Origin of the sequence: Pseudomonas sp. K5002 (genome assembly GCF_013386655.1) — a bacterium.
GTDB lineage: Bacteria > Pseudomonadota > Gammaproteobacteria > Pseudomonadales > Pseudomonadaceae > Aquipseudomonas.
In genome coordinates, this window is record NZ_JACARK010000565.1 from 1 (window position 1) to 12464 (window position 12464).

Below are 12464 nucleotides of genomic sequence, written 5' to 3' on the forward strand. Positions count from 1 at the left end.
GGGCCGCTTCGCGACCCAGCGCGAGCAGGCTCGCTCGCCACAAGTCACTTATGCTGACGCAAGCCCTTCCATACTGGCGACTCTCCAGCTTCTACCTGTTCTATTTCGCCCTGCTGGGGGCGACGGCGCCGTTCCTGGCGTTGTACTTCGATCACCTTGGGTTCTCCAGCGCGCGCATCGGCGAGCTGGTGGCCATCCCCATGCTGATGCGCTGCGTGGCACCCAACCTGTGGGGCTGGCTGGGGGACTACACCGGCCGGCGCCTGGCCATCGTGCGCTTTGGCGCGGTGTGCACCCTGGTGAGTTTCTCGTTGATCTTTGTCAGCAAGACCTACGCCTGGCTGGCGCTGGTGATGGCCTTGCACGCGTTCTTCTGGCACGCGGTCCTGCCGCAGTTTGAAGTCATCACCCTCGCGCACCTGCAAGGCCAGACCTCGCGCTACAGCCAGGTGCGGTTGTGGGGCTCCATCGGTTTTATCCTCACCGTGGTGATCATGGGCCGCTTGTTCGACTGGCTGAGCCTGGATATCTACCCGGTGGTGGTCGTGGTGATCATGGCCGGCATCATCGGCGCCAGCCTCTGGGTGCCGAATGCGCAGCCCCTGAGCCAGGGGAGTCGCCTGGCCGGTGACGGCTTTTTGCGGCAACTGCGCAGCCCCGGCGTGCTGGCGTTCTATGCGTGTGTGGCGCTGATGCAGATGAGCCATGGTCCGTACTACACCTTCCTCACCCTGCACCTTGAACACCTCGGTTACAGCCGTGGCGTGATCGGCATGTTGTGGGCGCTCGGTGTGGTGGCGGAAGTCTTGATGTTCCTGGCCATGAGCCGGATTCTCACGCGCTTTTCGGTACGCCGGGTATTGATGGCGAGTTTCCTGCTGGCCGCACTGCGCTGGTTGCTGCTGGGCTCGTTTGCCGAATTCTTCTGGGTGCTGTTGCTGGCGCAGGTGATGCACGCGGCGACCTTCGGCAGTTTTCACGCGGCGGCCATCCAGTTCGTGCAACGCAGCTTTGGCGCTCGCCAGCAAGGGCAGGGCCAGGCACTGTATGCGGCACTGGCCGGTACCGGCGGTGCGCTGGGCGCACTCTATTCAGGTTACAGCTGGAACCTGCTGGGGCCGACCCTGACCTTCAGCATTGCCAGCATCGCGGCCCTGGCCGCCGCCCTAATCATTGGCATTCGATTGCAAGAGGAGCGGCCATGAGCGGCTCCCGTGACAGAGGAAGAGTTTGATGAGCTATCTCGCGGTTTACCATGTCTGCACCCCCGACACCCCGAACAAGGTCCTGACTCACCAGGACGATATCGCCTCGACCCTGGCCGAGCTGGGTGTGGGGTTCGATCGCTGGCAGGCGGCTACCCGACTTGAGCCCGGGGCCAGCGAGGTTGAGATTATCGCCGCCTACCAGGCGCCCATCGACAAGCTGATGACCGAGCGCGGCTACACCACCGTTGATGTGCTCCGCATCAGCAATGATCACCCGCAGAAAGCCCAATTGCGCGCCGAGCGACTCGACGAACACCGCATGGCCCAAGACCACGTGCGTTTTTTCGTAGCGGGTCGTGGGCTGTTTACCTTGCACATCGAAGATTATGTGTACGCGGTGTTCTGCGAGAAAAACGACCTGATCTTGGTGCCGAGCGGCATCCCGCACTGGTTTGATATGGGGGAGAACCCGCACTTTGTGGCGATCCGCCTGTTCAGTGACTCTGAAGGGCTGGCGGTCATGCTGACCGGCGACGCGATCGCCGAGGGTTTTCCCCGGCTTGATGACTAAGTTCGTCCGGCAATGCCTCCTGAACAGGGGGCATTTTTTTAACTTCAATTCCTTCAGGTTGGAAATCGCTGTAGGAATAAACTTGAAAGTTTGTGGGTAACAGCTGTTTATCGTTGACCTTACTTGTTACTTCCACTCTTTGTGTAACTCTCTCTGGTCTCAATATTTATTCGCCTGTCAATAGGAGTAATCCGACTTCGGGCGTTACAAGACCTATATGAAGAGAGAGGCCTGCATGAGCGGTTCGGAGCCACAGGAACAACCGTCCACGCAAACGGACAGCGCGCCGGTTGCCAACCGCAAGGCGCGTGCGATGTTGTCGGGTAAACCCCTGACCCCAAAGGAACGGGAAATCCTGCATTGGGCGGTCGAGGGCAAGACGGTGTGGGAAATCAGCAGGATTCGCTCCATCTCCCAGGCCACGGTGAAGTTTCACCTGCGCAACATCTACGGCAAGTTGCAGGTGACTAACCGGGTCCAGGCCGTGAACGAGGCGGTGAAACAGGGATTGTGCAAATAAAAAAAGGCCGTGGTGCGCAACGGCACCACGACCTGTTCGGGTCCTGCATGACGGTCAAGCCGAATGGTAGGTCGGCAGGGCAAAGCGGTTCTGGCTTTGCAGCATCGAAATCTGTGGCAGGTCGCTGGCTTGTTCAGCCAGGTCGCGGCGAATGGCGCTGATGACCCACGTCAGTTGGTCGGCCGTGTGCAGTTGCTGATAAGAGATCGAACGTTTGATCTGCTTGCCTTCGCTGTTACGCAATGTCAGCAGGATGCCGCCATCAGGACGCGCCTGGGTGGTGACGTCGAAATTGGAGAACACAGAAGAAAATTTATCTTGGATCAGGCTCATGTCTATCAGCTCCGTTAGCTCATGTTTTGCAGCGTGGAGTGATAGGTGCAGTGATTGTGCCAGTACTGAATATCTTAAAAAATCGTTATAAATCAACTAGTTATAAAATTTTAAGATTTCCGGTTTCGTGCAATTTGCATGAATGGCCATCGTGCATCCTGCATTTTGCGGGGTTTTGCCAAGTGTTTCACCGCTGGCACGCAAGGCAGGTCTTCCATAGTGACCACCTGGCGGTGCGCAAAATTCCTTTTCCTTTCGGGATACAAAACTTTTCAAATCCTGCGTGTACAGCCGAAGAACGGCTGGCGTATTTTCCTGCAAGGCATTCGGCGCGGGTCTTACAGTGCGATGGGTGCCTTGAGGGTCATACGAACAATAAGAAAAAGGACGTTCCCGCCATGAACCACCCGCCAAGTGACATGATCACCTGGGGCATGATGCTGCGTAAGGTGCCCACCATTGTCCGTGCACTGCCGCGCCTGGTGCGCGGAATCCGCGTTGCCAACATCACCGATCCCGACCAGCCGTGCGGCCTGGGCTGGACCTTTGAACAAGCCACCCAACGCAACCCCGACGGCGCCGCGCTGCTGTATGGCGACACGGTGCTGAGCTACCGCCAGGCCAACCAGCAGGCCAACCGCATGGCTCACTACCTGCAGCGGCAGGGGATCGGCAAGGGCGACGTGGTGGCGTTGTTTATCGAAAACCGCCCCGAGTTGTTGCTCAGCGTACTGGCCGTGGCCAAGGTGGGCGGCATTTGCGCGATGCTCAATACCTCGCAAACCCAGACCGCACTGGTTCACAGCCTCAACCTGGTGACGCCGGCGGCCATTGTGGTGGGTGCCGAGTTGGTAGGGGCCTACGAGGCCGTGCGCAGCCAGGTGGCCATCGAGGCGGATAAAACCTGGTTTATTGCCGATCAGCAGCACAGCCATGTGCCGCCGGATTACGTCGACCTGATGGCTGCCAGCGCCGACGGCCCGGTGGAAAACCCCGCCAGCACCCAGCAGATTTTTTTCAACGACCCTTGCTTCTATATCTACACCTCCGGCACCACCGGCTTGCCCAAGGCCGGCATTTTCAAACACGGCCGCTGGATGAAGTCCTCGGCCAGTTTCGGCACCATCGCCCTGGATATGGGGCCCGAGGATGTCGTCTATTGCACCTTGCCGCTGTATCACGCCACTGGCCTGTGCGTGTGCTGGGGTTCGGCGATTGCCGGGGCGTCGGGGTTCGCGATTCGCCGCAAGTTCAGCGCCAGCCAGTTCTGGGACGATGTGCGCAAATTCAATGCGACCACCCTGGGTTATGTCGGCGAGCTGTGCCGCTACCTGATCGACCAGCCTGCCCACGGGCGCGACCTGGATAACCGTGTGACGAAGATGATCGGCAACGGCCTGCGCCCTGGGGTTTGGGCTGAGTTCAAGCAGCGCTTTGGCGTCGATCATATCTGCGAGCTGTACGCCGCCAGTGACGGCAACATCGGCTTCACCAATGTGCTGAACTTCGACAACACCATCGGCTTTTCCCTGATGCACTGGGCACTGGTGGACTACGCCCATGACAGCTGTGAGCCGATTCGCGGCGCCGACGGTTTCATGCGCGAAGTGCCCAAGGGGGGCCAGGGGCTGCTGCTGGCCAGGATCGATGACAAGGCACCGTTCGACGGCTACACCGACCCCGAGAAGAACCGCAAGGTGGTGCTCAGCGACGTGTTCGAGAAGGGCGACCGGTATTTCAACACCGGCGACCTGTTGCGCAATATCGGCTTTGGCCACGCCCAATTCGTTGACCGGCTGGGGGACACCTACCGCTGGAAAGGTGAAAACGTCTCCACCACCGAAGTCGAGAACATCTTCCTGCAGCACCCGCAGATTTCCGAAGTGGTGGCCTACGGCGTGGAGATTGAAAACACCAACGGCCGCGCGGGCATGGCGGCCATTACGCCTGCCGAATCCCTGGCTTCCCTGGACATGCGCGAGTTGCTGACCTTCGCCCACGGGCAATTGCCCGCGTATGCGGTGCCGTTGTTCCTGCGGATCAAGGTGAAGATGGAAACCACGGGCACCTTCAAATACCAGAAGGTGAAACTCAAGGAGGAAGCGTTCGACCCGGGCAAGGCCGGTGATGATCCGATCTTTGCCTGGCTGCCTGGGTCGGACAGTTATGTGCCGGTCACCGGGCAACTGTTGGCGGACATCCAGGCGGGCAAGTTCCGTTATTGATTCTGCCTATCGCCGCTTTTGGGAAAAAAGGCATGACAGTGGGGAACTCCATCGCGAGACTGGGCGCCTTATGAAACACCAGACAAGGAGCCCCACATGTCAGACCAAGCCAAACAAATGACCGAAGACGAAGCCGCCGAATTTGCCGAGCAGGTGTTCGACGTGGCGCGCAAAGGCGATGCCGCGATGCTGGCGGCGTTGCTGGCCAAGGGCTTGCCGCCGAACCTGCGCAACCACAATGGCGATACGCTGTTGATGCTGTCGGCCTACCATGGCCATGTGGACGCGGTGAAAGTGCTGCTGGAATTCAAGGCCGACCCCCAGATTGCCAACGACAAGAACCAACTGCCGATTGCCGGCGCGGCGTTCAAGGGCAACCTGCCGGTGGTCAAGGCGTTGATCGAAGGCGGAGCGTTGGTCGAAGGCGCATCCTCTGATGGTCGCACCGCCTTGATGATGGCGGCGATGTTCAACCGTACCGAAATGGTGGACTACCTGATCAGCCAGGGCGCCAATCCCAAGGCCACCGATGCCCAGGGCGTGACCGCGCTGGCAGCGGCCCAGACCATGGGGGCGGTGGATACGGCGGCGCAGTTGGAAAAACTGGTGTAGGCTTTGCGCCCTCAAAATCAGCCCCGCCACAGGACCACCCCATGAAAACCGCACTCGTCGAACTCATCAGCAAAATCAGCTCCGGCTGCATGAGCGAACCCGAGATCGCCAGGGTGGCTGACGAAGCGGCCCAGGCCTACGCCGATCCCGACGCTTTCCTGGCCGCCAACCCCGACATCAACTACGACGACACTTTCCCGATTTCCCTGGGCGAGTGGATCGTTGTTGGCAGTCTGCCAGACACCGTGCTGTTCCAGGCCGACACTTACCAGGACCTGTTCGCCCAGATCGTCGCCTCCTTTGGCCCCGGCGTGGCGTTCAACCTCAAGCCCAAGCAACTGGCCAAGACCGAAGCCCTGACCGCGCTGAACCGCATCCAGATCCAGATGAGCGCCCTCAACCCGGAGAACGGCGGCTACGTGCTGATGAACTTCAGCCAGTTGCTGGACGACGAGATCCAGGCTGTGCTGGTCTACGGCGACGACGTGCCACGGGTGCTGGAGTTGTGTGCCGAAACCGGCATAAAGGGCGAACCATCGCTGGAAGCCCTGCGGGTTGCGGTACACGTCTGAAATAAAACGGAACCCCCGGCCACGGCTGACTATCCTAAGCAGGCAAGCCCTCACTTAGGAGCGACACCATGGGTTCCACTTTTAATGGTCTGATCGGGTTGATCATCCTCGCGCTGGATATCTGGGCGATCATCAACGTGTTCAAAAGCGGCGCGAGTACCGGCGCCAAAGTGTTGTGGATCCTGTTGATCCTGCTGCTGCCGGTACTGGGCTTGATCATCTGGGCGATCGCCGGGCCGCGCGGTAACGTGCGGATCTGATCCAAACAACGCTATCCAGAGCGGGCACAGTAAGTGTGGGAGCGGGCTTGCTCGCGAATACGGTGTAACAGTCACCTGATGTATCGACTGATTTACCGCATTCGCGAGCAAGCCCGCTCCCACATCTGTTCAGCGGTGCTTTTGAAAATATTGTGCAATATGTTGCTATCTCACCCCACCCATTGAAACCACTGCCGACCCGCCCCATCTAACTTGCATACTTCCTTATGCAGGTGCCCCATGAGCGACCAGCAAGAATTCCCGGACATCGACCTCAACGACTACGCCGACCCGGAAAACGCTGAACACACTTCCGCCAACACTGGCTTGGCCCTCCCAGGGCAAAACCTGCCCGACAAGGTCTACATCATCCCGATCCACAACCGGCCTTTCTTCCCGGCGCAAGTGTTGCCGGTGATCGTCAATGAAGAACCGTGGGCCGAAACCCTGGAGCTGGTGAGCAAGTCCGACCACCACTCCCTTGCCCTGTTCTTCATGGAAACCCCGCCCGAAGATCCGCGCCACTTCGACACCTCCAGCCTGCCGCTGTACGGCACCCTGGTGAAGGTGCACCACGCCAGCCGCGAAAACGGCAAGCTGCAATTCGTCGCCCAGGGCCTGACCCGTGTGCGGATCAAGACCTGGCTCAAGCACCACCGCCCACCGTACCTGGTGGAAGTCGAATACCCGCACCAGCCGACCCAGCCGACCGACGAGGTCAAGGCCTACGGCATGGCGCTGATCAATGCGATCAAGGAACTGCTGCCGCTCAACCCGCTGTACAGCGAAGAACTGAAGAACTACCTCAACCGCTTCAGCCCCAACGACCCGTCGCCGCTAACCGACTTCGCCGCCGCCCTCACCTCGGCCACCGGCACTGAACTGCAGCAAGTGCTGGACTGCGTGCCCATGCTCAAGCGCATGGAAAAAGTCCTGCCGATGCTGCGCAAGGAAGTCGAAGTCGCGCGCCTGCAAAAAGAAATCTCCGCCGAAGTGAACCGCAAGATCGGCGAACACCAGCGCGAGTTCTTCCTCAAGGAACAACTCAAGGTCATCCAGCAAGAGCTGGGGCTGACCAAGGACGATCGCAGCGCCGACGTCGAGCAATTCGAACAACGCCTGGTGGACAAGGTCCTGCCGACCCAGGCGCAGAAACGCATCAGCGAAGAAATGAACAAGCTGTCGATCCTGGAAACCGGTTCGCCGGAGTACGCGGTCACCCGCAACTACCTGGACTGGGCCACCTCGGTGCCGTGGGGCGTGTATGGCGAGGACAAACTCGACCTCAAGCACGCCCGCAAGGTACTCGACAAGCACCACGCCGGCCTGGACGACATCAAGAGTCGCATCCTCGAATTCCTTGCGGTGGGCGCCTATAAAGGCGAAGTCGCCGGTTCCATCGTGCTGCTGGTGGGCCCGCCGGGCGTGGGCAAGACCAGTGTCGGCAAATCGATTGCCGAATCCCTCGGCCGGCCGTTCTACCGCTTCAGCGTCGGCGGCATGCGCGACGAGGCCGAGATCAAGGGCCATCGCCGCACCTACATCGGTGCGATGCCGGGCAAGCTCGTGCAAGCCCTCAAAGATGTGGAAGTGATGAACCCGGTGATCATGCTCGACGAGATCGACAAGATGGGCCAGAGCTACCAGGGCGACCCGGCCTCGGCCCTGCTCGAAACCCTCGACCCGGAACAGAACGTCGAATTCCTCGACCACTACCTGGACCTGCGCCTGGACCTGTCCAAAGTGCTGTTCGTGTGCACCGCCAACACCCTGGATTCGATCCCCGGCCCGTTGCTGGACCGGATGGAAGTGATTCGCCTGTCGGGCTACATCACCGAAGAAAAGGTCGCGATTGCCAAGCGTCACCTGTGGCCCAAGCAGCTGGAAAAAGCCGGCGTGTCGAAAAACAGCCTGTCCATCAGCGACGGCGCCCTGCGCGCCCTGATCGATGGTTACGCTCGCGAAGCCGGGGTGCGTCAGTTGGAGAAACAGCTGGGCAAACTGGTGCGCAAGGCGGTGGTCAAGCTGCTGGATGAGCCGGACTCGGTGATCAAGATCGGCAACAAGGACCTGGAAGCCTCCCTGGGCATGCCGGTGTTCCGTAACGAGCAAGTGCTGTCGGGCACCGGTGTGATCACCGGCCTGGCCTGGACCAGCATGGGCGGCGCGACCCTGCCGATCGAGGCGACGCGCATCCACACGCTGAACCGTGGCTTCAAGCTCACCGGGCAACTGGGTGAAGTGATGAAGGAATCGGCCGAGATTGCCTACAGCTACATCAGCTCGAACCTGAAGTCGTTTGGCGGTGACCCGAAGTTCTTCGATGAAGCCTTCGTGCACCTGCACGTGCCGGAAGGCGCCACGCCGAAAGACGGCCCGAGCGCGGGCGTGACCATGGCCAGTGCGCTGCTGTCGCTGGCGCGTAACCAGCCGCCGAAAAAAGGCGTGGCCATGACCGGTGAACTGACGCTGACCGGGCATGTGCTGCCGATTGGCGGGGTGCGCGAGAAGGTGATTGCGGCGCGGCGCCAGAAGATTCACGAGTTGATCTTGCCGGAGCCTAACCGGGGGAGCTTTGAAGAGCTGCCGGAGTACCTGAAGGAAGGGATGACGGTGCACTTTGCCAAGCGCTTTGCGGATGTGGCGAAGGTGTTGTTCTGATAGTTATGTAGCGCCTGAGCTGGCCTCTTCGCGAGCAAGCCCGCTCCCACACTTGACCGAGTCCATGCTTTGGAATGCGGTCGAATGTGGGAGCGGGCTTGCTCGCGAAGAGGCCGGCGGCCTCAACACAAAACTATTGGGTTCTTGGTTGCTCGGTAAGCACCACCGACGAAGGCACTTCTTCCTCCGGCTCATCCACCTGCTGCCCGACCCGCTGCGGCAACATCACCTGCTGTGGATAAGTTTGCGCGAAATGAACAAAGGCACAGTTATCCACAAGCTTTTTCAAGCGCTGGTTAAACGCGCGGCTCACCGCATATTGCCCGCCCGACACCGTGCGGAACTGCGCCGTCAGCACCACGCCGTTGAGGTCCATCTTGTCGACGCCAAATACCTCCAGCGGCCCTTGCAGGTTGTACTTGAGGAACACGTCGTCGCGAATCGACTGCCCCGCCTCGCGAATTAGTTCCACGGCCTTGTCGACATCGGTGTCGTAGGTGAACTGCACCGAGAAGAACGCATAGGCGAATTGCCGCGATTGGTTGGTGACGGCCTTGATCTGCCCGAACGGCACCGAATGCACAAAGCCCTTGCCGTCCCGCAGGCGCAGGGTACGGATGGTCAGGCCCTCCACGGTACCGGCGTGGCCGGAGTCGAGCACCACCCAATCGCCAATCGACAGGGTGTCTTCGATGATGATGAACAGCCCGGTGATTACATCCTGCACCAGTTGCTGGGAGCCAAAACCAATGGCCAGGCCCACCACCCCGGCGCCCGCCAGCAGCGGTGCGACGTTGATCCCCAGGTTGGCCATGGTGGTGATCGCGCAGATCACCACCAGGATGATTTTCACTGCGTTGCGCAGCAGCGGCAGGATGGTCTTCACCCGCGTGCTGGGCTGGCGGCTGGAGCGTTTGTTGACCGGGGGTTTCAATGCTTCCTGAATCGCCGTGTCGAGCACCACCCAGAACAGCCAGGTCACCAGCAGGATCAAGCCGATGCTGCTCAGGGAATCACTGATGGCCCGGCCCACGGAGTTGCGCTGGGCAAACTCAAACAGCGAAACGCCCCAGATGCGCCCGAGGATTTCGATAAAGGCGATGGCCATCACGATGCGCAACAGCGCGTGCAGCAGGCTGAGGAAACGCTCTTTGTAGGCGCTGCTGCGCTGCACCGCCACCGTGCTGCGGGACTGGAACAGGTGCTGCAACACCGTGCTGAGAAACACCGTGCCGATCAGCAGGATCGTGGTGAACAGCGCACAGCGCAGGGCTTTCTGGCTGTCGTCGCCGGCGCCGATCAGGTTGATCGCCGACACCAGCACCATCAGCAGGATCGGCCAATACCACAGGCCGGAAAACACCCGCAGGGATTGCTGCACCGCCGGGTGTTTCAGGCGCTGGGCCAGGGGCCGGTTGCGGATCAAATGCGCCACCGGACGGCGCAGGCGAATCACCAGCATGCCGAAGATCACCGAGGCAAACAGCCCGGTGAAGATCGCAACGCTGGCGGTGATATTGCCCCCCAGTTGACGGGCGATCTGTGGGCTGGTCAGCGCATCGCTGAGGGCGGCAAGGAAGCCGATCAGGAACAGCGGCTTGGGGCAGTAGTCCCGAATAATCTTCACCGCAGGGCGCTTGTGGCCGACGTTGAACATGACGATCACGCACAACAGGATCGAGGTGGAGAAAATGCCGCTGCTGGTGGCGTAGGCAAAACACAGCGCCAGCGCACGGCCCACCGAGGTGGGCAGGAAGTGGCTGACGTAGAGCGTCAATGGCAGGCAGATAAGCGCCGGTATCGTGTAGGGAATCAGGTAACCCAGCAACGCCTGGAGGCGCTGGCGAGGTGCGATATGCCGCTGCAGGCTCAGGCGCTTGACGATAAAGCGCCCCAGCAGGGTCAGCGCGGCGAACGCGCCGATCCACACCCCGGACAACAACAGGAAATCCCCGGCCACGCTCCACGAGGAACGTTCGGACGGCTGGTTGACCAGCTTGTCCACCTCATCCGCCGCCCGGTCGGCCCGCAGGCGCCAGGCGTCGACCAGGTTCTGGTTGAGGTCGAGTTTGTCCTGCACATCATCGATGCTGGAGCTGATGGCGCCGAGCAGGCCGCCTTCTACCAACAGTTCCGGCTGGGCCGGGGCGGCAGGCGCTGGAGCCGCGGGGGCGGTGGCCGCTTGCAGCGCGCCGCTGCCGCAGAACAGCAGCGTGCCGAGCAGTAGCACAGTCTTTAAATTCAACAAAACACCGGGCTCCTTCAGAAGGGTCTGTAAGGAACTGACGGGTTTGACGCCTGATCGTTCCCCACGCGCGTCGATCCGTGCGCCCCAGGCAAATATCAAATGCCAATACCTGGCTTTTTCCGCACAAGCCGAACCCCGAGACTGCGCTCCTGATTGAAACCCACCGGAGTTGCAGCCATGCCCATTGCCTTGCTCGCGCTGACCCTCAGCGCTTTTGCCATCGGGACGACCGAGTTCGTCATCGTTGGCCTGTTACCCACCATCGGCGCCGACCTTGGCGTCAGCCTGCCGTCCGCCGGCCTGCTGGTCAGCCTCTACGCCCTGGGCGTGGCCATCGGCGCGCCGGTACTCACCGCCCTCACCGGCAAAGTGCCACGCAAACTGCTGCTGTTGTCGCTGATGGTGCTGTTCACCCTCGGCAACCTGCTGGCCTGGCAAGCGCCGAGTTATGAGTCCCTGGTACTGGCACGGATCGTCACCGGCCTGGCCCACGGGGTGTTCTTCTCGATTGGCTCCACGATCGCCACAAGCCTGGTGCCCAAGGAAAAAGCCGCCAGCGCGATTGCCATCATGTTTACCGGCCTGACCGTGGCGTTGGTGACCGGTGTGCCAGTGGGGACGTTTATCGGCCAGCACTTCGGCTGGCGCGAAACCTTCCTCGCCGTCTCGGCCCTGGGCTTGATCGCGTTTATCGGCAGCCTGCTCTACGTACCGAAAAACATCGCCCACAGCAAACCCGCGTCGCTGTTGCAGCAACTGCAAGTGTTGAAACAACCACGGCTGCTGCTGGTGTACGCCATGACGGCGGTGGGTTACGGCGGCTCGTTCATCGCGTTCACCTACCTGGCGCCAATCCTTCAGGACATCTCCGGGTTCAGCGCCGGCACCGTCAGCCTGGTGTTGCTGGTGTATGGCATCTCGGTGGCCATCGGTAATATCTGGGGCGGCAAGCTGGCCGACAAACGCGGCCCGATCAGCGCCCTGAAAATCATCTTTGCCCTGCTCGCCGCTGTGTTGTTCGTGCTGACCTTCACCGCGGGTAATCCATGGCTGGCCCTGGCCACTGTGCTGGTGTGGGGCGCGGTCGCTTTCGGCAACGTGCCGGGCTTGCAGGTGTATGTGGTGCGCCAGGCGGAACATCACACGCCGAATGCGGTGGACGTGGCCTCGGGCCTGAACATCGCGGCGTTCAACCTGGGGATTGCCGGTGGCGCGTGGGCCGGCGGCATGATCGTCGCCCACATGGGCTTGATC

At 60.8% G+C, this 12464-nt stretch carries 11 protein-coding genes; 9 read left to right on the plus strand and 2 right to left on the minus strand.

Annotated elements, in window-relative coordinates; all coding sequences use genetic code 11:
* Positions 1–53 precede the first annotated feature (53 nt).
* The 3 genes from HX846_RS23460 to HX846_RS23470 all read left to right on the plus strand — a co-directional run bounded on the left by HX846_RS23460 (position 54) and on the right by HX846_RS23470 (position 2299).
* On the plus strand, positions 54–1205 hold the full coding sequence (locus tag HX846_RS23460; RefSeq protein WP_178966184.1) for an MFS transporter: 1152 nt from the start codon (positions 54–56) through the stop codon (positions 1203–1205).
* Positions 1206–1233: 28 nt separating this feature from the next.
* Positions 1234–1779, plus strand: coding sequence for an acireductone dioxygenase (locus tag HX846_RS23465; protein ID WP_178966180.1), 546 nt, complete (start codon positions 1234–1236; stop codon positions 1777–1779).
* Between the two features lie 235 nt (positions 1780–2014).
* On the plus strand, positions 2015–2299 hold the full coding sequence (locus HX846_RS23470; RefSeq protein WP_003216779.1) for a response regulator transcription factor: 285 nt from the start codon (positions 2015–2017) through the stop codon (positions 2297–2299).
* 54 nt (positions 2300–2353) lie between these two features.
* On the opposite strand, the gene HX846_RS23475 is transcribed toward HX846_RS23470, so the two are convergent.
* A complete protein-coding gene (locus HX846_RS23475) occupies positions 2354–2632 on the minus strand; it encodes a DUF3509 domain-containing protein (protein ID WP_003216777.1) in 279 nt (92 codons plus the stop codon).
* Between the two features lie 398 nt (positions 2633–3030).
* Between HX846_RS23475 and HX846_RS23480 the strand changes: the two genes are divergently transcribed.
* From HX846_RS23480 to lon, 5 genes are all read left to right on the plus strand, one after another.
* The gene (locus tag HX846_RS23480; protein ID WP_178966181.1) at positions 3031–4857 is read left to right on the plus strand and encodes a long-chain-acyl-CoA synthetase; all 1827 of its coding nucleotides are present in this window, start codon (positions 3031–3033) and stop codon (positions 4855–4857) included.
* Between the two features lie 96 nt (positions 4858–4953).
* A complete protein-coding gene (locus HX846_RS23485) occupies positions 4954–5469 on the plus strand; it encodes an ankyrin repeat domain-containing protein (protein ID WP_003216773.1) in 516 nt (171 codons plus the stop codon).
* Between the two features lie 41 nt (positions 5470–5510).
* On the plus strand, positions 5511–6041 hold the full coding sequence (locus HX846_RS23490) for a hypothetical protein (RefSeq protein ID WP_178966182.1): 531 nt from the start codon (positions 5511–5513) through the stop codon (positions 6039–6041).
* 68 nt (positions 6042–6109) lie between these two features.
* On the plus strand, positions 6110–6301 hold the full coding sequence (locus tag HX846_RS23495; protein WP_003172956.1) for a PLDc N-terminal domain-containing protein: 192 nt from the start codon (positions 6110–6112) through the stop codon (positions 6299–6301).
* 240 nt (positions 6302–6541) lie between these two features.
* Positions 6542–8962 carry an endopeptidase La gene (gene lon / locus HX846_RS23500; protein WP_003210412.1) on the plus strand — a complete coding sequence of 807 codons (2421 nt, stop codon included), beginning with the start codon at positions 6542–6544 and terminating at the stop codon, positions 8960–8962.
* A 133-nt stretch (positions 8963–9095) separates the two neighbouring features.
* On the opposite strand, the gene HX846_RS23505 is transcribed toward lon, so the two are convergent.
* Positions 9096–11210 (minus strand): mechanosensitive ion channel family protein, encoded by a 2115-nt coding sequence (locus HX846_RS23505; RefSeq protein ID WP_087692343.1) that lies wholly within the window; start codon positions 11208–11210, stop codon positions 9096–9098.
* 177 nt (positions 11211–11387) lie between these two features.
* Between HX846_RS23505 and HX846_RS23510 the strand changes: the two genes are divergently transcribed.
* Positions 11388–12464, plus strand: a 1077-nt coding sequence (locus HX846_RS23510) for an MFS transporter (protein ID WP_178966183.1), incomplete at its 3' end; no start/stop codon positions are given.

Bases quoted from the DNA above. Each gene is read 5' to 3' on its own strand.
- HX846_RS23465 (WP_178966180.1), top strand. From the start codon at position 1,234: ATGAGCTATCTCGCGGTTTACCATGTCTGCACCCCCGACACCCCGAAC.
- HX846_RS23475 (WP_003216777.1), bottom strand. From the start codon at position 2,632: ATGAGCCTGATCCAAGATAAATTTTCTTCTGTGTTCTCCAATTTCGAC.
- HX846_RS23470 (WP_003216779.1), top strand. From the start codon at position 2,015: ATGAGCGGTTCGGAGCCACAGGAACAACCGTCCACGCAAACGGACAGC.
- HX846_RS23480 (WP_178966181.1), top strand. From the start codon at position 3,031: ATGAACCACCCGCCAAGTGACATGATCACCTGGGGCATGATGCTGCGT.
- lon (WP_003210412.1), top strand. From the start codon at position 6,542: ATGAGCGACCAGCAAGAATTCCCGGACATCGACCTCAACGACTACGCC.
- HX846_RS23485 (WP_003216773.1), top strand. From the start codon at position 4,954: ATGTCAGACCAAGCCAAACAAATGACCGAAGACGAAGCCGCCGAATTT.
- HX846_RS23495 (WP_003172956.1), top strand. From the start codon at position 6,110: ATGGGTTCCACTTTTAATGGTCTGATCGGGTTGATCATCCTCGCGCTG.
- HX846_RS23490 (WP_178966182.1), top strand. From the start codon at position 5,511: ATGAAAACCGCACTCGTCGAACTCATCAGCAAAATCAGCTCCGGCTGC.